Origin of the sequence: Pseudoalteromonas sp. SG45-5 (assembly GCF_014164085.1) — a bacterium.
Taxonomy (GTDB): Bacteria; Pseudomonadota; Gammaproteobacteria; order Enterobacterales; family Alteromonadaceae; genus Pseudoalteromonas; species Pseudoalteromonas aliena.
In genome coordinates this window covers 1-788 of the sequence record NZ_JACJEM010000135.1, presented here as the reverse complement: position 1 = coordinate 788, position 788 = coordinate 1, and the positions used below count along the sequence as shown (strand labels likewise).

Annotated in this window: 1 protein-coding gene; it reads left to right on the top strand. The window is 36.5% G+C overall.

Features of this window, described 5'->3' with window-relative positions:
• Window positions 1-146 precede the first annotated feature (146 nt).
• Entirely contained in the window at window positions 147-596 is a 450-nt protein-coding gene (locus H5119_RS19970; RefSeq protein ID WP_182703476.1) for a GNAT family N-acetyltransferase, read from the top strand.
• Window positions 597-788: the final 192 nt, after the last annotated feature.

Below are 788 nucleotides of genomic sequence, written 5' to 3'. Positions count from 1 at the left end.
TCTAAAAAGCAAATTCCCATAGCATAAACAACACCAACTCTGATATACCGAGCAGGTAGCGCCTCAGTCCAACAAGCGATTATGCAACACAAACCGCGTGTTGCATAAATACTAAAGTGTTAGGCAACAAGGAGTATTATTCAGCTATGACAATTAGCTTGAGAGAAGTTACTAAAGATAATTGGGAAGATATTATCTTACTAGAAATTACAAAAGAACAAGAAGAGTTCGTCGCTTTAAATGCAGAATCAATTGCAGGTTCTAAGTTTAACGAACACTATGTTAATCGAGCAGTCTATTTCAATGAAGATCCAGTTGGTTTTATCCAGTACTTTCCTAACTACGAAGATGAAAAACCAAATGAAATTTACATTGATCAATTCATGATCGACGTACCGCATCAAAGAAAAGGTTATGGCACGAAAGCAATTGAATTAGCCCTCGACGAAATCAAGCTTAGAGACGATTGTAAAGCTATTTCAATATGCTACGTTGAAGGGCATGATGTAATGAAAGGCTTCTTTGAGCGCTTTAATTTTAGCGTTGTTGAACAAGATGAGTTTGATGAAACAATTATGGTGCTAAATGTTGCCTAACAAGGGTTTTCAAGTCGGACAAATTACAGTTGGCTTTTTGTTCGTGCCTCACTTATTTTAGCCAACTGCAATTTGCCGCTTAAAACGGCGTTGAGGCTGTAGAATTACTCTTTTTAGGAACGTATTCTACTATTTTAAATTGATTGCTTTTTAACCTTGAACCCATCCGTTCGCTGTGATCTAATAGATATT

Excerpts from the sequence above, each read along its gene's own strand:
- H5119_RS19970 (WP_182703476.1), top strand. The coding sequence starts at position 147 with ATGACAATTAGCTTGAGAGAAGTTACTAAAGATAATTGGGAAGATATT.